The organism is Peptacetobacter hominis, from assembly GCF_006861675.1.
Taxonomy (GTDB): Bacteria; Bacillota; Clostridia; order Peptostreptococcales; family Peptostreptococcaceae; genus Peptacetobacter; species Peptacetobacter hominis.
Map to the genome: position 1 here is coordinate 125,262 of NZ_SGJB01000001.1, position 18,600 is coordinate 143,861.

Here is an 18,600-nt window from a genome sequence, read left to right on the forward strand (position 1 = left end):
CAAATAATGAAAGCCATAGTATTTTTCTATTTATATATAGGAATATACTATGACTTTTATTGTCTTAATATATAGAAAATATAAAATGTCAGATATATAATATCTATAGTAATATATATAAATTATAATAAATTTTTATAAAGGGGGAGAAGCTATTGAAAAAGCTTAGTGTAATATTGTTAAGTTTTTCTATGCTTATATCATTTATGCTTTCTGGATGTTCTCAAAAGAAAGCCTCTGAAGACGAAGATACAATAAAAGCCCGGATAGAGGAATATTCTGATGTGGACTTTATAATAAGTGCAGATGAACTTGAAAGTATAAGAAAAAACGATGATGTACTTATTTTTGACTGTAACAAGCCGGAAGTATATGAAAAAGGTCATATCCCTGGTGCAGTAAATATAGGTATACAGCCATTTTCCGATATAAGTGGTAAAATAGGTGAAGAAGGCTGGGGAACAGTTGTAGACAAGGATGAAATGGTAAAAAAACTTAAGGAACTTGGAATAGATAATGAAAAGACAGTTGTATTCTATTCAGATGTAATGAATGGACCTGGAGCCGATGGTAGAGCTGTATGGCAGCTTAGAATGGCTGGTATGGACAATGTGAAATTCCTTAATGGTGGATATACTTACTGGGTTGAAAAAGGATATGAAACTACTAAGGAAGAATCAAAGGCAGTTCCTACAGATAAAGATGTAAAACTTTCTGAACTTGATAAGAGCAGTTCTGCAACAAAAGATTATGTATATGAGAATCTTGATAAAGAGGTTATCCTTGATGTAAGAACAGACAGCGAATATGGCGGTTCACAGAATGCTGGAGAACCAAGAGGAGGACATATAAAAGGAGCAGAAAATCTTCTTTGGCAGGATCTTATGTACTCAAATGGTGTAATAAAGAGTAAAGAAGAAATAAAAGATATAATGGCTGAATACGGTGTAAAACCGGAAGATAGTTTCTGCGTATACTGAACTATGGGTATCAGGTCAGGTTATGTGACTATGATACTTGAAGCCGTTGGCTTCGATAATGTAAAGAACTATGAAGGTTCTATATACGAGTGGGGCGGAGACGAGTCAATGCCTATGGAAAAATAAATAATACAATGAGGTGCCGGTTATTATGGCACCTTTTTATTTTTTGGATATAAAATGTGAAAATGCTATTTACAGAATATGATAATAGGTTATATAATATACTATATAAGCGTGATATGTTAAAAAGTGTAGCACAAATGAAAGAAGGTGATTACCATACAGCTTAACGACAGACAATTGAAGATTATAGAGATTGTTAAGGAAAGAGAGCCAATCACAAGTGAGAACATAGCATCAAGCCTCAATGTGACGCGTGCTACCTTAAGATCTGACCTTGCGATACTTACTATGACAGGAATACTAGATGCAAGACCTAAAGTGGGGTACTTTTATTCAGGAAACAATGAAGTAAATCTTATTGGAAACAATATAAAAGAAAGAAAGGTCGAAAACATAATGAGTGTTCCAGTACTTACTAAAAAGGATGGAAGCATATATGATGCGATAGTGAATATGTTTCTTTCTGATGTAGGAAGTATTGTGATAATTGACGACGATGATAATCTTTGTGGGGTGGTATCAAGAAAAGACCTTTTAAAGGCCACTATGGGTGGAACTGATATACAGAAAATGCCTGTAGGAATGATAATGACCAGAATGCCAAATATAGTTACGCTTGATAAAAATGATACTGTGCTTACAGCAGCAAAAAAAATCATAGAGCACGAGGTCGATTCTCTTCCTGTTGTAGAAAAGTCAGAAGATGAATCAAAAATAAAAGTGGTAGGAAGAATTTCAAAAACAACAATAACCAAGTTGTTTCTTGAAGTTGTTGACAGTTAGGAGGAATGCCCGTGGAAAAGCTTATAGTATATGTTATATCTGATTCTATCGGTGAAACAGCAAGAAATGTTGTAAAAGCTGCAATGTCACAGTTTTACGGTAAGGATCCATATGAAATAAAGAGATTTCCTTTTGTAACAGATCAGAATACGCTTTCTGATATACTTACAAATGCAAAACAGCAGGATGCAATTGTAGTATATACACTTGTTGAAGAAAAGCTTATAGAATTTCTTGAAGATTTTGCTCAGAAGGAAAATATAACAACTATAGACCTTATGTCTGATATGTTAAAGAAGATAAGTGGACGTCTTAATAAAAAACCAAAGAGAGAACCGGGTATAATAAGAAAGCTTGATGAATCATATTTCAAGAGAATAGATGCAATAGAATTTGCTGTTAAATATGACGACGGTAAAGATCCTAGAGGAGTGTTAAAAGCGGATCTTGTACTTGTAGGAATATCAAGAACTTCAAAAACACCTCTAAGTATGTACCTTGCAAACAAGCATATAAAGGTTGCAAATGTACCTCTTGTTCCGGAAGTACCTATTCCAAAGGAACTTTCAGATGTTTCATCAAAGAAAATAATCGGACTTACTAACTCTCCTGAAAAACTGAATCAGGTGAGAACAGAAAGACTGAAGGCTCTTGGACTTTCAAGTAAAGCTAACTACGCTAACTTTGAAAGAATACTGGATGAGCTTGAGTATTCGGAAAAGGTATTTAAGAAGCTTGGATGTCCTGTAATAAATGTAGCAAACAAGGCTATAGAAGAAACAGCCGGGATAATCCTGGATATAATGAAAGAAAATGGACTTAATATATTCAAAGATGGAGAAATATAAAGCTGTGTAATAATAAATTTGGAGAAGTTATTGATACTCAGCTTTAGATATAAATAAAAATATTTTAGAAGGTTATAAAATAACTATTATTGGGGGATTAAAAATGGAAACTAAGTATGTTTACAGTTTTAAAGAAGGAAGTAAGGAGATGAAATCTCTATTAGGAGGAAAAGGAGCAAACCTTGCAGAAATGACAAAAATAGGTCTACCTGTTCCTCAGGGATTCACAATAACAACAGATGCATGTAATGACTACTATGATAATGACAAAGTTATAAGAGCTGAAATAGTAGCAGAAATAGAAGAGCATCTTGCAGAACTTGAAGAACTTCAGGGTAAAAAGCTTGGATGCACTAAGAATCCTTTACTTGTATCAGTTCGTTCAGGAGCAGTATTCTCAATGCCTGGTATGATGGATACAATACTTAACCTTGGACTTAACGATGATAGTGTAATAGGTCTTTGTGAAGCAACTCAGAATGAGAGATTTGCATATGACAGTTACAGAAGATTTATACAGATGTTCTCTGATGTTGCAATGGAGGTTCCTAAGTATAAGTTTGAAAACGTTTTAGACAGAGTTAAGGAAGAAAAAGGATACAAATTTGATACAGACCTTACAACAGAAGATTTAAAAGGCATAGTTGAAGAATTCAAGGGAATATACAAAAAAGAAGTTGGAGAAGATTTCCCTCAGGATCCTAAAAAACAGCTTATGCTTGCAATAGAAGCAGTATTCAGATCTTGGAACAACCCAAGAGCAATAGTATATCGTAAACTTAACGATATATCAAACAAACTTGGTACTGCAGTAAACATACAGTCAATGGTATTCGGTAACATGGGACAGACAAGTGGTACAGGTGTTGCATTTACAAGAAATCCTGCTACTGGAGAAAACAAACTATTCGGTGAGTATCTAATAAATGCACAGGGTGAAGACGTTGTTGCAGGTATAAGAACTCCTCAGAATATATCTACTTTAAAAGATGTAATGCCTGAAATATACGATCAGTTTGTAAAAGTAACTCAGATACTTGAAAACCATTACAGAGATATGCAGGATATAGAATTTACAATAGAAAATGAAAAATTATTTATACTTCAGACAAGAAACGGAAAAAGAACTGCAAAAGCTGCAATAAACGTAGCAGTTGATCTTGTTGAGTCAGGAATAATAGACAAAAAAGAAGCTATAATGAGAGTTGAACCAAATCAGCTTGACCAGCTTCTACACCCAACATTTGAAGATAAAGCATTAAAAGAAGCTCATCATATAGCAAAAGGTCTTCCAGCATCTCCTGGTGCTGCATGCGGTAAAGTTTACTTCAATGCAGACGATGTTGTAGAAGCAGTTGCAAATGGAGAAAAAGCTCTTCTAGTAAGACAGGAAACTTCTCCTGAAGATATAGAAGGTATGGTAAAAGCAGAAGGTATACTTACTGCAAGAGGTGGTATGACTTCTCATGCAGCAGTTGTTGCCAGAGGAATGGGTAAATGCTGTGTTGCGGGATGCGGTGAAATAAAAGTTGACGAAGCTGCAAAAGAAATAAGAGCAGGTGAAGATCTTGTTATAAAAGAAGGAGATTACCTATCAATAGATGGTTCAACTGGTAATGTTTATCTTGGAGAAGTTAAACAGTCTCCTGTTGAGGTAACTGGAAACTTCGAAAAACTTATGAACTGGGTAGATGAAACTAAACAGATGATGGTAAGAACAAATGCCGACAACCCAAGAGATGCAAAAGCAGCTATAGAGTTCGGTGCAGAAGGTATAGGACTTTGTAGAACAGAGCACATGTTCTTTGAAGAAGACAGAATACCAGCAGTTAGAGAAATGATACTTTCTGAAACTGTAGAACAGAGAGAAAAAGCATTAGAGAAAATACTTCCAATGCAGAGAAAAGACTTCTTCGAAATATTTGAGGTAATGGAAGGAAGACCGGTTAACATAAGACTTCTTGACCCACCTCTACATGAGTTCCTACCACAGGATGATGAAACTATAAAAGAACTTGCTGAAAGTATGGGAATACCAGCAGAAAAAATAAGAAAAAGAATAGTAGACCTTGAAGAGTTCAACCCAATGCTTGGACACAGAGGTTGTAGACTTGCAATAACTTACCCTGAAATATGTGTAATGCAGGCAAGAGCTATAATGGAAGGTGCAATACAGGCTGTTGAAAAAGGTATAAAAGTTGTTCCGGAAATAATGGTTCCATTAGTTGGTGAAGTAAACGAGCTTAAAGTTATAAGAGAAATGATAACTGAAACAGTTGAAAAAGTAATGGAAGAAAAAGGTGTAAGAGTAGACTACACAATAGGAACAATGATAGAAATACCAAGAGCATGTGTAACTGCTGATGAAATAGCAGAAGTTGCTGACTTCTTCAGCTTTGGTACAAATGACCTTACTCAGATGGGATTCGGATATTCAAGAGATGACGCTGGTAAATTCCTTGGAGAATATGTAGACAAAGAAATACTTGAAAAAGACCCATTCCAGGTACTAGACCAGAAAGGTATAGGAAAACTTGTACAGATGGGTGCTAAACTTGGTAGAAGTGTAAAACCAGAGCTTAAACTTGGTATATGTGGAGAGCACGGTGGAGAGCCATCTTCAGTAGAGTTCTGCTACAATACAGGACTTAACTATGTATCTTGCTCACCATACAGAGTTCCAATAGCAAGACTTGCTGCAGCTCAGGCTTCAATAAAAAATCCAAGATATTAATAAGTACATTAAAAATAAATAGAAAACAAAAGGTATCCTCTAAAAAGGGGATACCTTTTTTCATGTAGAAATATATTAGAGTAGTATAATTGATATTATTGTAATAATTATATTAAAATTTATATTCAGGTGGTGTATTTATGGGCAAAATAAAGGTATGGACAAAACAGAATATAAAAGTATTAGATGAAATAGAGAAAACGGGTAGATACCTGACAAAGAGAGAATTTATAAAAAAGGATCTCGGAGATGAGGCAGATCTTGTACTTGAAACATATGATTGGCTTGTAAAAAATGGACCTAAAGCTTCAGAAAAGCCTGATTATGCCGATTATCCTGTATGGGTTTCATTTTCAAAGGATGCAACAATGAAACCTGAAAAAGGATTTGCAGTTCTTGAACTTGAAATAGATGAGGATATGATAACTTATATAAATATAGAAAAATGGGGTATGATACTTAATTATTCATATATTCCAAAAGATGAAGAGGATGAGAAAAGACATAAGCAGCTTCTGAAAGACTATGGAACAGGAGATGCACAGGCATATATGAGCAGGTTTTATCCTCAGATAAAGATGGAGATACAAAACAGCTGGAAAAGACTTTTTGACGACTCAATATCAATGGGAAATAATTCATGTTATGGAAATATATGGGAGGTAAGAAAAGAATGGATATTAGGGATAACAAAATAATACTATATGCGAATCAGTCAGATACTGTACTTGATGTTATAGAAAAAGATGGTGTATGTTACTCAAAGAAAAAATATGTAGAGAAAAAATATGAGGAAAGTGCACAGGTTTTTACAACTGCGTATTCTTGGTTTGTAAAAGAGGCAGAAAAATATTCAAAAAAACCTGAAGAGGCAGAATATCCTTATTGGGCATTTGCAGATATGTATAACCTGGATATGTCTGGAGGTGGCAATTTTCTCAAACTTGAAGTTCCGCTTGATGAGGTTGTACTATTTGATGTAAGGGACTGGAACAGAATTCTATGCATGAAATATGTTGGAAAAAATGAAAATGAAGAAAATGAATTCAAGGAACTTCTTAAAAATTATGGAGTAATGGAAACAAAAGTTATGTTTACGACTTTTTATCCAGATTTAAAAAGACAGATAGAAATGAGTTGGAGTAATCTGTTCAGACATAACGACAGTATAAAATCAGGAAATGATACAACAACTTCTGGAGTACAGGCAGGACTTTGGAGAATAAAAAAAGAGTGGATAATAAAATAAAGATATCTGTATAATAAAATGATAGTATAGTTTATGTAAGGTGTAAAAGAAGGGTTTGACAATGGATTTAAAAGAAGCAATAGAAAAAAGAATATCAAGAAGAAGCTATACGGGTGAAGAGATGAGACTGAAGGAAAAAAACAGGATAAATGGTCTGATAGATAGAATAAACCGGACAACGGGTATGTCTATTGAACTTATAGAAGATGGATCATCTCTTGTATCAGGAATGAAAGGATACGGATTTTTCAAGAATGTAAAGGAAGTAATCGTATTAAAGGGCAAAAAAGATATAAAAAACCTAAAAGAAAAAGTTGGATATTACGGAGAAATAATAGTTCTTGAGGCTGAAAAACTTAATCTTGGTACATGTTGGGTAGGTGGAACGTACGACAGGAAATCAAAACTTGTGGATGTGTCAGAAGATGAAGTTGTTGTTTCGCTGATAACGATTGGGAAAGTTCAGGAAAATACTACTCTCAAAGAGAATGTAATAAGAAAGATGATACATAGAAAGAGTAAAAGCATATATGATATGAGCGATTGCGATATAGATATGCCGGATTGGTTTGTCGACGGTATGAAAAGTGTTGTAAGAGCTCCCTCTGCAATTAACTCGCAAAAAACTGTCATATCATTAAAAAATGGGATAGTCTATGCTGGTATAGCTATGGATTATCCGTTTGATGAGGTTGATCTCGGAATTGCAAAACTCCACTTTGAAATTATATGTGGAGGAAATTTTGAGTGGGGAAATAATGGAGTCTGTAACGCCGAAGAAAAAAGTGATTATACTTATGTTTTATAATTAAATACTATAAATATAGGATTGAAGTAGACTGTCTGATATTAATTCAGACAGTTTTTATTTGTTTTTAATATATTTGATAATATGTAAAATACTTTACTTCAATATGTAAATAAAACACTATTGTTTGTTTAAAAATAATGCTATAATATATATTATATAAAATATTTAAATTTCAGTTTTGTGGGTATATATTATAACAGATAAAGACATTGATATTGGTATCGTCATGGAGGTAGTGTATGTATTTTTTTAAGGAAAGTGTAATATCATTTATAGTTGGAAGTATTGCGTTATATGGAATAAATTATTTTAATTTATCATTTAATTTACTGATTATGATTATCGCCTGGTTTTTACTGATTTTGGAGGCTTGTTTCACAGCAAATGTAATAGTAAGACTTTATGAGATTATTATGAAAAAGATAATGAAATAAATAAAACCCATTTTATCAAAGTAATCTACTCGATAAAATGGGTATTTTTATGCTCAAAATTTTGCAATAAAAGAAAACAACATCAGAATAAAACCACAGATTCTAGAGGTTCTTTCCAAGGTTTTATGATTTCCGGAAGCTGATTTTGGATATACAGGGTTTATAAAAAAAGCCAGACCATATATGAAAGTACCTGCATTTGAGAAAAATTCAATTTTGGTAACTGTAGATACAGCGAATAAAATTATTAATATAGTTATCATAATACACATTTGAGTCTTAAAATCAGGTTTTTTCATAAAATCATCTCCTTTAGATATAATCCAATTCGTGATTATATTGTTAGAATTCTATTCATATATAAATTTTTCCTTTATACTGCATAAATAATCGTAAAAGTTATATCAATTGTTATATGATTATTACTTCTCAATATCTCAATGTGAATGTTATAATTATAATAACTTATATAATAGGTTGTTTGAAATTATTAGTGGAATAAGTATAAAATTTAAAAGAATGGTAATAATATATTAGGGGGAGTAAGTATGAAAGAAGAAAAAGTATTTGAAATGCTTTTTAGCAAGGTATATCCGATGTTGATAGCAAAAGCTGAAAGAAAAGGTCGTACAAGAGAAGAGGTAGAAGAGATTACCTGTTGGCTGACTGGATATAGCAAAGAAACAATCAATCAACTTCTGAATACTGATTTGTCATATGGTGATTTTTTCAGACAAGCTCCAAATCTAAATCCGAACAGAAAATTAATTAAAGGTTCCATATGTGGTGTAAGAGTAGAAAATATTGAAAATCCATTAATGCAGGAAATAAGATGTCTTGATAAATTAGTGGATGAACTTGCAAAAGGTAAGAAAATGGAAAATATTTTACGAAAGTAAATTAGTGAATCTATATATTATGAAACAAAATAATATATGAAATATATATCGACTTATAATTTATAAAAAAACGACCATACGGTAATTTTGCTGTATGGTCGTTTTCTTTATTGACTTATATTAGTTATCTTCCCTCTTTACTATCCATCCGTACATTCCATTTGATGGATTTTTCTCATATTTAACAACAGCATCAAACTTATTTCCGTCGCTGTCTTTAAATCCTTTTACCTTTGCCTCTCCCTTTTTAAGTAGGGATTTAACCATAGTCTTAGTAGGTTTCTTCTTCATTCTCTTGAAATACCGATCCTCTTTCCAAATACCGTATCTGCATTCCTTGTAGTTTACGCAGAAAAATCCTTTCTCAAATTCTTTTACATCATTTCCACATACAGGACACTTTCCAAGAACTTCATCTGTATTCTTCTGAGCTTTTGACTCTTTAGATGAATTCCGACCTGATGTCTTGCCGGCAGATTTTGATGATGAAGATTTTGAAGTTTTATTTGTGGAATCAGTTTTTCTTTTCAGAGAAGATGCTTTTACGTATTTCTTTGTCTTCTGGTTGTAGACATAGCTTTCTGTATTTATATTCTGTTTTCTGTCCATCTTCATAGTGTTGACACTTTTGACTATAAACGAGCATATATTATTTAGGTATTCTCTTCTTGTGAACTGTCCTTTTTGTATATCGCTCAGACTTTTTTCAAGTTTACCTGTAAAATCGACGTCGAGAAGTTCTTTGACAGGGAATATTTCAACGAGATTTATTCCAAGCTCTGTGATGGAGTAGGATTTACCTTTTTTTGAGACATATCCGACATCTTTTATTTTTTTCAGAACTTCAGCTCTTGTGGCAGAGGTACCTATAGAATATCCTGAAAGAACTGTAGTATCATCCTCGGATACATTTTTTCCACAGTTTTTCATAGCTTTAAGAAGAGTATCTTCTGTGTATGATTTTGGAGGAGTGGTCTGCTTTTCTACAGGTTTTATATCAAGAACATCTACAACCTCGTTCTTTTGTACTTCTGGAAGAAGATCGTTTTTTTCCTGTCTTCCGTATATTTCAAGATATCCTTTGACTTTCAGAACTTTTCCCTTTGTGACAAATAAATTTCCGTCGACATCCGTTTTTATTTCTGTATTTTCAAATTCTGCAGGAGGCATAAATGCAGCGAGAAATCTATCTCTTATAGCCTCGTACACAATTTTTTCGTCTTCAGAAAGATTTGATGGAACTATGTATGTAGGTATGATGGCACTGTGGCTGTCTACCTTTGAAGAGTCGAAAACTCTTTTTGTCTTTGAAAATTTCAGTTTATCCTCGTATGGAAGTCCTTGTTTAAGTTTGTTCAGGGTCTGCTCGGCCTTTGGAGCCAAACTTTCCTCAAGGTAAATAGAGTCGGTTCTTGGATATGTTATAAATCCACCTTTTCCTTTTCCTTCATAAAGAGACTGACATACACTTAGGACTTTGTCAGATGTGAATCTGGCGTACTTTGAAGTTATATACCCCTGAAGAGATGTAAGAGAAAAAAGTTTTGGTGCATATTCTTTGCTTTTAGTAACTTTTTTATCTTTTATTGTTCCCTTATCAGATGTTATAGAGTCTATAACAGCCTTCCGATCCTCAATAGTATCTATTTTTGATTCTTTTCCTTTAATATATTTTCCCTTGTATGTTCCTTTTTCAGTTTTGAAGTTACCTTCGATTTCATAGTATATTTTTGGAACAAAGTTTTTTATCTCCATTTCTCTGTCGTATACGAGTTTGACAGTTGGAAGTATTACCCTACCGATGTTGAGCATTTTTCCATTTCCGTATTTTAAAGTAGCTACTGATGTGAAATTGATTCCAATAAGCCAGTCTGTTATAAGTCTTGTATATCCAGCTGCCTGAAGATTAAGCATTTCATCATTTTCCTTTAGAGAGTTCATTCCTCTGGTAATATCCTCAGGAGTCCACTCATTTACAAGTATTCTTTTTATAGGTTTCTTTGGTTTTGCCAGAAAGAAAATAAGAAAAGCTATAAGCTCTCCCTCTCTATCATTATCGGTTGCGTTTATTATAAGTTCAACGTCATCTCTTTTTATTAGAGATTTGACTATATTGAACTGTTCTTTTTTATCTGATGTTACTTTGAATTTAAATTTATCCTCGGGTATAAATGGAAAGTTTTCCATTTTCCATGAACCTGAGTAGCGGTCTTTGTCATAGTCTTTCATATCATAAAGTGATACCAGGTGTCCGACCGCATATGTAACTATATATCCGTTTCCCTCAAAATAGCCTTTGTGTTTAGTTTTTGCACCTAGAAAAGACGCTATTGTTCTGGCTACAGAGGGTTTCTCTGCAAGTATAAGTTTCATTTTTTTACTCCTGTATTTTTAGTATATATGTATTATTTCCATTTATTATAGTTTAATATACAATGTAATTACTGAAATATAAGCAAATTACAATAAAGATTTATAACTTATTGTAATTAATATACAAAGTGCATATATTAGTATATAATATTTTTAGATATTTATCAATTGGAGGTCGAAAACATGTTCGAATTAAAAATAAAAAAACTTAATGAAGAGGCTATAATACCAAAATTTGCTCACAAGGGAGACGCAGGAATGGATCTTTATTCTGTATCTGAGGTCGAGATACCTGCAGGTGAGACTAGACTTATAAAAACAGGTATAGCAATACAGCTTCCATCTATGACAGAAGCACAGGTAAGACCTAGAAGTGGACTTGCACTTAAGCATTCTATAACAGTTCTTAATACTCCGGGAACTATAGATGAGGGATATAGAGGAGAGATAGGGGTAATACTTATAAACCACGGAAAAGAGACTTTTACTGTTGAGAAGCATATGAAGATAGCTCAGATGATTGTAAAACCAATATACGAGGTAAATGTTGTAGAGGTTGATGAACTTACTGACTCTGAAAGAGGAGAAGGCGGATTCGGATCAACAGGAACAAAGTAGTATCCAAAAAGGAGTGATTATAGTGAAACGTATTATTATTTATGGAAGTTGTTATGGTTCGACCAGAAAGTATGCAGAAAAACTTTCTGAATTGACAGGAATAGACTGTATATCTTTTGATAAGATAAAGGATATCGAAAAGTATGAACAGATTGTATATTTTGGTGGACTTTATGCAGGTGGTGTAGTAGGACTTTCAAAGACTTTTAAAAAGATTAGTTATGATACGGACACTGTAATTATAACAGTTGGTATAGCTGATAACAAAAGTTCTACTAATATAGAAAATATACGAAATTCTATTAAAAAACAGATTTCAGAAGGACAGTTTGAAAATACAAAAATCTTTAATCTGAGAGGAATACTTGACTATGGTACTATGGGAATCAAACATAAAATTATGATGTTTGGACTTTATCAGAGTATAAAGAAAAAGCCATATGATGAACTGGATGAAGAATCAAAGTCTATTATTGTCACATATAATAAGAGAGTAGATTTTATAAATTTTGATGATCTCGAAAAAATAGTTGAATATTTGAACGTATAATAAAAAGCTGGTGTAATATATATGATATTTACATCGGCTTTTTTATTTAATTTTTGTAGGTATATATGCAATAATATAGTATTTGACGTATAATTATATCATCGAGCTAATAAAGGAGAATTAAAATGAAAAATAGATTTAAAAATATAATTACTTTTTCTGTAATAACTGCAATATCTATGACTTTTATGTCGGGATGCAGTTCAAAAACTACATCAGATGATAAGAATGTTATAAATATATCTGCTGCAGCAAGTCTGAAAGAACCTATGGAAAAAATAGAGAAAACATATGAGGCAAATAATAAAAATATCGATATAAGGGTTAATTACGGTGCATCGGGATCTCTTATGCAACAGATAGAAAACGGAGCACCGTGTGATATTTTTATATCAGCTGATACAAAACAGGTAGAGGAACTTTCACAGAAGAAACTTACTGAAAAAGAAACTGAAATGGATTTTCTGAAAAACAGATTGGTCGCAATAGTATCGGATAATAGCGAAATGGAGAATATAGAAAGCATATCAAATACAGATGGAAAAATAGCAATAGGTGAGCCTGAAAGTGTACCAGCTGGAAAATATGCAAAGGAATACCTTGAGAATATAGATTTGTGGAATAAGCTACAGAGTAGATTTGTGTTCGCAAAAGATGTCAAGGAAGTATATTCATGGGTAAGTACGGGAAATGCCGAGCGGGGATTTGTATATTACACAGACACTGTTGGAAAAGACAATATAAAAATAATAGATGAAGCCGATGAGTTGTCAGAAATAATATATCCAATAACTGTAATAAAAGGAAACTACAGTGAAGATGTAAAAAATCTCTACACATATATAACAGATGATGATTCATCTGTGAAAGTATTCAGGGAATGTGGATATACGGTTATTGAATAGATTTTATTGACTAAAAAATTATAAGGAGAAACTGATTGATGGGATTTGATATATCACCGTTTATAATATCTCTGAAAGTATCTTTTCTGGCAACTATGATAACCTTTGTATCTGGGGTTATTGTTGCGTATTTTGTTACATTTATGAAAAAAAGAGTCAGGATAATTATGGACACAGTATTTACTTTGCCGATGGTTCTTCCACCTACAGTTGCGGGTTTTATACTTCTTGTAATACTGGGAAGGAATGGAACAGTCGGAAAAATTCTTTATAATATGGGAATTGATGTTATATTTACACAGTCAGCAGCAGTGATTGCAGCAGCGGTTGTTTCTTTTCCGATGATATATAGGACAGCGAGATCTTCATTTGAAAGAATAGATGAGGACATACTTCATTCAGGAAGAATTACAGGAATGAATGAGTTTGAATTATTCACAAAAGTAGCGTTTCCAATAGCACTTCCGGGTATAATTGGAGGAACAGTTCTCGGTTTTTCGAGAGCATTTGGCGAGTTTGGAGCGACACTTATGATAGCTGGAAATATACCGGGAGAAACTCAGACAATTCCAATGGCTATATTCTTCGCTGCTGAAGGAAATGATATGAATACGGCTTATATATGGGTATTTGTTATGCTGTCTATGGCATCAATTGTGCTTTATATTATGAACAGTATATCTGAAAAAAATAGTCATATTTAGTTTATATTTTGATTATGATATTATTTATAATGAGTAGCTATATAAAACGATTGTTTAAATAAGTTTTAAGTGGGGGATTAAAAATGTACGAGTTTAGAGATTTAAAAGAAGTATCATATTGTGAGTTAGTTGAATGTTTTAATAAGGCTTTTTCTGATTACGAGATTTCTATAGTATTAAATGAAAAAGCCATAAAATCAGAAATGAAAAGAAATGGTGTTGATAGAAGTATATCATGTGGTGCATTCTATAACAACAAAATGGTAGGATTTATAATGAACTGCCGAGGAATATATAATGATGAAGTATCAGTATTTGATTTTGCAACAGGAGTTGTCCCTGAGCATAGAGGAAAGCATGTTCTCGGAGAAATGGTAAAATTTGTAGAAGAGAGAATAAAATCAAAAGGAATAAAAAAATACTATCTTGAAGTTCTAAAAAATAACGAAAAAGCTATCAATTCATACAAGTCAAAGGGATTTGATTTTGAAAGAGAGTTTGCAGTTTTTCAATTTGATAAATCGGACTCAGAGGATATAAACCAAAATTGTGATAGTATAAAAACAGATTCTTTTGAGAATTTTAAATCAGAAGTATTAAAAGTAGAAGTAGATGTTCCATTTTCATTTGAATATAATAAAACAAATTTAGATAATAATATTGAGGATTATGAGGTTGTATATATAAAAGATGGTGCTGAAGTATTCTCTTATATCATATACATGAAGGAAAATGGAAGAGTAGCAAAGATAGCGTACTCACAAAAGGAAGATATTGTTGTACTTATAGAAAATCTTATAAACAGATACGGGAAAGTATATATAAAAAATGTAGATACAAAATACGAGGAGCTAATAAATGTACTGTATTCTATTGGTTTTAAATATATAGTAGGACAGTATGAAATGTCAAAGGAAGTTTAATGTTATACAAGCCATTGAAAGGTGGTAGTACATGATAGATATAAATATAAACAAAAAAATAGGAGATTTCAATCTCAATGTAAATATAAAATCCGAAAAAAACAGACTGTGCATACTGGGAAAATCTGGTGCAGGTAAAAGTATGCTTCTTAAATGTATTGCGGGAATAGAAACACCAGACTATGGAAAAATATCAATATCCGGTAAAGAACTGTATAACTCAGACAAAGGAATAAATCTCTCTATAAAAGACAGAAATACTGGATTTCTATTTCAGAGTTACGCACTTTTTCCTCATATGAGCGTAGAGAAAAATATATTAAGCGGTGCAGTAAAGAGATTTTCAAAAGAAAAAGCCATCGATAAAACAAACAATTTAATAGAGAAATTTGGACTTGGGGACATAAGAAACAAAAAGCCTTCAGAAATTTCAGGTGGTCAAAAGCAGAGAACAGCACTTGCAAGAGCTATAATATCAGATCCTGATATACTGATACTTGATGAACCTTTTTCAGCATTGGATATAAATTTGAGACGACAGATGGAAAGAGAAGTCAGAGATATAATAGATGAGTTTGATGGAACAGTGATTATAGTTACCCACGATGTAGGAGAGGCATACAGGCTTTCTGACGATATAGCAGTTATATACGATGGAAATATAAAAAGATCGGCATATAAATATGATATATTTGAAAGACCGGTTAGTATTGAGGAAGCTATGGCTACAGGCAGATATTGCATCGTCGAGGTAGAGAAAGAAAAAGATGCATATAGTCCTGATAGTATAGAGTATATATTATATGAAGAAATTATAGAAAAAAACGATTGGAAAAATACAGGAAAACACTGTTTTGCAATAGATAGAAGGGACATTTTTGTATCCGATGAGAATTGTGAGAATGAAGAATTTATAAATACAAATATAAGGGTTGATTATGCAGAGGTAAGTCCAGATAGTGTAAGGATATATACAGGAAAAGTATATATTGATATGGATAGAGATGTTTACGATGAGAATAAAAAAGAATATAGAATTTCTATAAAAAAAGAAAGTATAGTATATTTTGTTTGGAAATAGTTTGTGATATAAAATCATATGTACAGATAGAATATTATATATAAAAGAAGGGACAGATTCAAATTAACCTGATGTAGGTTGAATAAGAATCTGTCCTGTTTTTATAGTTATCAATTGAATAAAAATATTTTGTTTTAATTATTATATATTACTTGAATGTTACATTTTCAAGATTATCTGCATTTAATCCAAGTTTTTTCATAACATTTTTATTTACTATAAGCTGAGTATCTTCAAGAGTTGTAACAGGTATATCAGAAGGAGATTTTCCATTTAATATATCTGCTGCCATTTCTCCTGCTTTTTTACCAAGTTCTTTGTAGCTTATACCGTTGCAGGCAAGTGCTCCATTTTCAACGTGTCCTTCTTCAGTTCCTATTACCGGAATATTATTATCTGAAGCCACTTTTGATATTATAGACATTGAAGATGCTACAAGGTTGTCAGTCGGTGCAAATATTACATCTACATTTCCTGCTATAGCTGAAACTGCCTGGTTTACTTCGTTTGCCCGTGTAGCCCCTTTATCTATAACTTCTATACCTTCTTTTGAAGCGGCCTCTTTAAGAGCATCAACCTGAAGTTTTGAGTTTATCTCACTTGTGTTACATACAACACCGATTTTCTTAACATCAGGCACCATTTTCTTTATAAGGTCAAGTGCTTTTTCAACAGGTATTGCATCAGAAGTTCCTGTTACATTTCCTCCAGGATTTTCATTTGATGATACAAGTCCTGCCTCAACTGCGTCTGTAACAGCTGTAAATACTATAGGTATATCTTTTGTTGCATTAAGTGCAGCCTGTGCAGATGGAGTAGATATTGCAAATATAAGGTCTTTTTTATCGTTTACAAAGTTTGAAGCTATAGTCTGAGAAGTAGGGTTGTCATTTTGTGCATTCTGGAAATCTATTTCTATATTTTCACCTTCAACAAATCCTTTTTCTGCAAGTCCTTCAATGAATCCTTCTTTTGCCTGGTCAAGTGCAGGGTGCTCAACAAGCTGTGTTATACCTATCTTTTTAACATCCCCTGATGAACCTGCGTTAGATGAACATCCTGTAAACATCATAGCTCCTAGTGATACTGATAATAATATTGATAAAAGTTTTTTGTTTTTCATTTTATTTTCCTCCTGATTATAATTAATTGTGATTATGATTTTTTTGTCGTATAATCCAGGGATTAAAAAAGCTGTCATGGATATTATGACAGCCGGTATTTGCAAAAGAAAAGCCGCATAATATCGATCTATGCGGCATATATAAGCATGAAAACATCATTAAAAACAGACTTATTATAACCTCACAGATACAAACCCTGGAATTGTGTTCCGGCCTGTACCTGTAAGTCAGATACAGACCTAAATGTATAGGCTATAATAGTAATAATAAGTTTTGCTGTTTAATAATGCTGTAGTTTTCATATCATTTTCTCCTTTTCATTAAATTTATTCTTTAATTCAAGTTCTTAAAATATTCTGAACTTGTTATGTATATATACTAAACTCTTAGATTAATAATGTCAATAGTTTTTTTTGAAATTATCTGAAAAATAAATTTTAGTTTGTTTCAGTAGTCACAGTTTTTACTTCTACATCAGCAGGTTTTTCTATAGAAAGAGTTTTCATAGTATCCTCGTTCATAGTTATAACCGGCTCATCCATAGTTTCTACTGCTAAGTCAGCTGGAGTAGCTTCACCTTTAAGTATTTTTACAGCCATTTCTCCAGTTTTGTATCCTAACTGATAGTAGTCAACACCTGCACATGCAAGAGCTCCAGAAGTAACAGATCCTTCGTCAGATGCAAGTATTGGAAGGTTATTTTCGTTTGCAGTTTTTGCTATTATTGGCATAGAAGATACAACTAGGTTATCAGTTGGAACATAAAGAGCGTCTACTTTTCCAACTAAGCTTGATATAGCCTGGTTTACTTCTGATGATGCACTTATACCTTTTTCTACAACTGTATATCCTTTAGTTTTTGCATATTCTTTAAGAGCATCAACCTGTACTTTTGAGTTTACTTCACTTGTAGAATACATTACACCTATAGTTTTTACATCAAGTTTGAGTGTGTCTATAAGTGAAAGAGATTTATCTATAGAAAGATAGTCAGATGTACCTGATACATTTCCACCATCTTTGTTATCAAGTGATTTTACAAGTCCAGCTTCCACTGGATCAGTAACTGCTGTGAATAATATAGGTATATCCTTTGTAGCGTTATATGCAGCCTGAGCAGATGGAGTTGATACTGCATATATAAGGTCTTTTTTATCGTTTACGAAATTTGATGCTATAGTCTGAGAAGTAGGGTTATCGTTCTGTGCGTTCTGATAATCTATTTCTATATTTTCGCCGTCTTTATATCCGTTATCTTCAAGAGCTTTTATGAATCCCTCTCTGGTCTGGTCAAGTGAAGGGTGTTCAACAAGCTGTGTTATACCTATTTTTTTTACTTCATCAGATGAAGCTGTATCTCCTCCTCCAGAGCAACCTGTAAGAAGAGATGCTCCTAATATTCCTGCAAGTAGTAGTGATGTAAGTTTGCTGTTTTTTATCATTGTTCTGTCCTCCTGT

The 18,600-nt window shown here is 32.7% G+C and carries 19 protein-coding genes; 15 read left to right on the plus strand and 4 right to left on the minus strand.

What is annotated here, in order from left to right; genetic code table 11:
• The first annotated feature begins 155 nt into the window (after positions 1–155).
• The 8 genes from EXD82_RS00580 (at position 156) to EXD82_RS00615 (ending at position 7,965) form a co-directional block, all read left to right on the plus strand.
• The gene (locus tag EXD82_RS00580) at positions 156–980 is read left to right on the plus strand and encodes a sulfurtransferase (RefSeq protein ID WP_142534967.1); all 825 of its coding nucleotides are present in this window, start codon (positions 156–158) and stop codon (positions 978–980) included.
• A gap of 273 nt (positions 981–1,253) precedes the next feature.
• Positions 1,254–1,889, plus strand: coding sequence for a helix-turn-helix transcriptional regulator (locus tag EXD82_RS00585; RefSeq protein WP_142534968.1), 636 nt, complete (start codon positions 1,254–1,256; stop codon positions 1,887–1,889).
• Positions 1,890–1,894: 5 nt separating this feature from the next.
• Positions 1,895–2,737, plus strand: a complete 843-nt coding sequence (locus EXD82_RS00590) for a pyruvate, water dikinase regulatory protein (protein ID WP_142534969.1) — start codon at positions 1,895–1,897, stop codon at positions 2,735–2,737.
• Between the two features lie 103 nt (positions 2,738–2,840).
• Positions 2,841–5,471, plus strand: a complete 2,631-nt coding sequence (gene ppdK / locus EXD82_RS00595) for a pyruvate, phosphate dikinase (protein ID WP_142534970.1) — start codon at positions 2,841–2,843, stop codon at positions 5,469–5,471.
• Positions 5,472–5,611: 140 nt separating this feature from the next.
• On the plus strand, positions 5,612–6,169 hold the full coding sequence (locus EXD82_RS00600; protein ID WP_142534971.1) for a DUF3841 domain-containing protein: 558 nt from the start codon (positions 5,612–5,614) through the stop codon (positions 6,167–6,169).
• A complete protein-coding gene (locus tag EXD82_RS00605) occupies positions 6,145–6,720 on the plus strand; it encodes a DUF3841 domain-containing protein (protein WP_142534972.1) in 576 nt (191 codons plus the stop codon). Before EXD82_RS00600 ends, EXD82_RS00605 begins: the two co-directional genes overlap by 25 nt.
• Positions 6,721–6,781: 61 nt before the next feature.
• Positions 6,782–7,528, plus strand: a complete 747-nt coding sequence (locus tag EXD82_RS00610; protein WP_142534973.1) for a nitroreductase family protein — start codon at positions 6,782–6,784, stop codon at positions 7,526–7,528.
• Positions 7,529–7,770: 242 nt separating this feature from the next.
• The gene (locus tag EXD82_RS00615; RefSeq protein WP_142534974.1) at positions 7,771–7,965 is read left to right on the plus strand and encodes a hypothetical protein; all 195 of its coding nucleotides are present in this window, start codon (positions 7,771–7,773) and stop codon (positions 7,963–7,965) included.
• Positions 7,966–8,018: 53 nt separating this feature from the next.
• Here the strand turns inward: EXD82_RS00615 and EXD82_RS00620 are convergent, their stop codons facing one another.
• On the minus strand, positions 8,019–8,264 hold the full coding sequence (locus tag EXD82_RS00620; protein WP_142534975.1) for a hypothetical protein: 246 nt from the start codon (positions 8,262–8,264) through the stop codon (positions 8,019–8,021).
• Between the two features lie 249 nt (positions 8,265–8,513).
• On the opposite strand from EXD82_RS00620, the gene EXD82_RS00625 reads away from it, so the two are divergent.
• Positions 8,514–8,864 (plus strand): DUF2200 domain-containing protein, encoded by a 351-nt coding sequence (locus EXD82_RS00625; RefSeq protein WP_142534976.1) that lies wholly within the window; start codon positions 8,514–8,516, stop codon positions 8,862–8,864.
• 120 nt (positions 8,865–8,984) lie between these two features.
• Here the strand turns inward: EXD82_RS00625 and EXD82_RS00630 are convergent, their stop codons facing one another.
• On the minus strand, positions 8,985–11,237 hold the full coding sequence (locus EXD82_RS00630; RefSeq protein WP_142534977.1) for a type IA DNA topoisomerase: 2,253 nt from the start codon (positions 11,235–11,237) through the stop codon (positions 8,985–8,987).
• 183 nt (positions 11,238–11,420) lie between these two features.
• On the opposite strand from EXD82_RS00630, the gene dut reads away from it, so the two are divergent.
• The 6 genes from dut (at position 11,421) to EXD82_RS00660 (ending at position 16,018) form a co-directional block, all read left to right on the plus strand.
• Positions 11,421–11,855 (plus strand): dUTP diphosphatase, encoded by a 435-nt coding sequence (gene dut / locus EXD82_RS00635; protein WP_142534978.1) that lies wholly within the window; start codon positions 11,421–11,423, stop codon positions 11,853–11,855.
• A 22-nt stretch (positions 11,856–11,877) separates the two neighbouring features.
• Positions 11,878–12,405: a flavodoxin domain-containing protein gene (locus tag EXD82_RS00640; protein WP_174919118.1), complete on the plus strand. Its 528-nt coding sequence runs from the start codon at positions 11,878–11,880 to the stop codon at positions 12,403–12,405.
• Between the two features lie 125 nt (positions 12,406–12,530).
• Entirely contained in the window at positions 12,531–13,310 is a 780-nt protein-coding gene (modA, locus tag EXD82_RS00645) for a molybdate ABC transporter substrate-binding protein (RefSeq protein ID WP_142534980.1), read from the plus strand.
• 38 nt (positions 13,311–13,348) lie between these two features.
• Positions 13,349–14,014, plus strand: a complete 666-nt coding sequence (modB, locus tag EXD82_RS00650; RefSeq protein WP_142534981.1) for a molybdate ABC transporter permease subunit — start codon at positions 13,349–13,351, stop codon at positions 14,012–14,014.
• A gap of 83 nt (positions 14,015–14,097) precedes the next feature.
• Positions 14,098–14,937: a GNAT family N-acetyltransferase gene (locus EXD82_RS00655; protein ID WP_142534982.1), complete on the plus strand. Its 840-nt coding sequence runs from the start codon at positions 14,098–14,100 to the stop codon at positions 14,935–14,937.
• A 31-nt stretch (positions 14,938–14,968) separates the two neighbouring features.
• Positions 14,969–16,018 carry a sulfate/molybdate ABC transporter ATP-binding protein gene (locus EXD82_RS00660; RefSeq protein ID WP_142534983.1) on the plus strand — a complete coding sequence of 350 codons (1,050 nt, stop codon included), beginning with the start codon at positions 14,969–14,971 and terminating at the stop codon, positions 16,016–16,018.
• A 148-nt stretch (positions 16,019–16,166) separates the two neighbouring features.
• Here EXD82_RS00660 and EXD82_RS00665 read toward each other — a convergent pair whose 3' ends face one another.
• Both EXD82_RS00665 and EXD82_RS00670 read right to left on the minus strand, forming a co-directional pair.
• Positions 16,167–17,141: an ABC transporter substrate-binding protein gene (locus tag EXD82_RS00665; RefSeq protein ID WP_142534984.1), complete on the minus strand. Its 975-nt coding sequence runs from the start codon at positions 17,139–17,141 to the stop codon at positions 16,167–16,169.
• A 438-nt stretch (positions 17,142–17,579) separates the two neighbouring features.
• The gene (locus EXD82_RS00670) at positions 17,580–18,584 is read right to left on the minus strand and encodes an ABC transporter substrate-binding protein (protein WP_142534985.1); all 1,005 of its coding nucleotides are present in this window, start codon (positions 18,582–18,584) and stop codon (positions 17,580–17,582) included.
• Positions 18,585–18,600 lie beyond the last annotated feature (16 nt).

What these genes read in the sequence shown, in the direction of transcription:
- EXD82_RS00590 (WP_142534969.1), top strand. Translation starts at nt 1,895, where the DNA reads ATGCCCGTGGAAAAGCTTATAGTATATGTTATATCTGATTCTATCGGT.
- ppdK (WP_142534970.1), top strand. Translation starts at nt 2,841, where the DNA reads ATGGAAACTAAGTATGTTTACAGTTTTAAAGAAGGAAGTAAGGAGATG.
- EXD82_RS00600 (WP_142534971.1), top strand. Translation starts at nt 5,612, where the DNA reads ATGGGCAAAATAAAGGTATGGACAAAACAGAATATAAAAGTATTAGAT.
- EXD82_RS00605 (WP_142534972.1), top strand. Translation starts at nt 6,145, where the DNA reads ATGGATATTAGGGATAACAAAATAATACTATATGCGAATCAGTCAGAT.
- EXD82_RS00610 (WP_142534973.1), top strand. Translation starts at nt 6,782, where the DNA reads ATGGATTTAAAAGAAGCAATAGAAAAAAGAATATCAAGAAGAAGCTAT.
- EXD82_RS00615 (WP_142534974.1), top strand. Translation starts at nt 7,771, where the DNA reads ATGTATTTTTTTAAGGAAAGTGTAATATCATTTATAGTTGGAAGTATT.
- EXD82_RS00620 (WP_142534975.1), bottom strand. Translation starts at nt 8,264, where the DNA reads ATGAAAAAACCTGATTTTAAGACTCAAATGTGTATTATGATAACTATA.
- EXD82_RS00625 (WP_142534976.1), top strand. Translation starts at nt 8,514, where the DNA reads ATGAAAGAAGAAAAAGTATTTGAAATGCTTTTTAGCAAGGTATATCCG.
- EXD82_RS00630 (WP_142534977.1), bottom strand. Translation starts at nt 11,237, where the DNA reads ATGAAACTTATACTTGCAGAGAAACCCTCTGTAGCCAGAACAATAGCG.
- dut (WP_142534978.1), top strand. Translation starts at nt 11,421, where the DNA reads ATGTTCGAATTAAAAATAAAAAAACTTAATGAAGAGGCTATAATACCA.
- modA (WP_142534980.1), top strand. Translation starts at nt 12,531, where the DNA reads ATGAAAAATAGATTTAAAAATATAATTACTTTTTCTGTAATAACTGCA.
- modB (WP_142534981.1), top strand. Translation starts at nt 13,349, where the DNA reads ATGGGATTTGATATATCACCGTTTATAATATCTCTGAAAGTATCTTTT.
- EXD82_RS00655 (WP_142534982.1), top strand. Translation starts at nt 14,098, where the DNA reads ATGTACGAGTTTAGAGATTTAAAAGAAGTATCATATTGTGAGTTAGTT.
- EXD82_RS00660 (WP_142534983.1), top strand. Translation starts at nt 14,969, where the DNA reads ATGATAGATATAAATATAAACAAAAAAATAGGAGATTTCAATCTCAAT.
- EXD82_RS00665 (WP_142534984.1), bottom strand. Translation starts at nt 17,141, where the DNA reads ATGAAAAACAAAAAACTTTTATCAATATTATTATCAGTATCACTAGGA.
- EXD82_RS00670 (WP_142534985.1), bottom strand. Translation starts at nt 18,584, where the DNA reads ATGATAAAAAACAGCAAACTTACATCACTACTACTTGCAGGAATATTA.